Source organism: Stenotrophomonas sp. SrG, from assembly GCF_050031795.1.
Taxonomy (GTDB): domain Bacteria; phylum Pseudomonadota; class Gammaproteobacteria; order Xanthomonadales; family Xanthomonadaceae; genus Stenotrophomonas; species Stenotrophomonas rhizophila_A.
Genome location: NZ_JBNBBE010001000.1, coordinates 1 through 241, shown reverse-complemented (window position 1 = coordinate 241; position 241 = coordinate 1). Strand labels below are relative to the sequence as shown.

The 241-nt window shown below is 64.7% G+C and carries 1 pseudogene; it reads left to right on the top strand.

The annotated features are described in order from the left end of the window. Positions 1-239: pseudogene (locus ACQG3P_RS22500) on the top strand (TldD/PmbA family protein); the annotation flags it as partial. Between the last annotated feature and the right edge of the window lie 2 nt (positions 240-241).

Here is a 241-nt window from a genome sequence, read left to right as displayed (position 1 = left end):
ACTTCCAGATCAAGAACGGCCAGATCGCCGGCATGGTCGAAGACGCCGCAGACCAGATCCGCACGCCGGAGTTCTGGAACGCGTGCAGCGCGATCTGCGACGAGCGCGATTTCCGCGTCGGCGGTTCGTTCTTCGATGGCAAGGGCCAGCCCGGCCAGGTCTCGGCGGTGTCGCATGGCTCGGCGACCACGCGATTCGACGGCATCAACATCATCAACACCGCACGCAGCCTGGGCTGAGA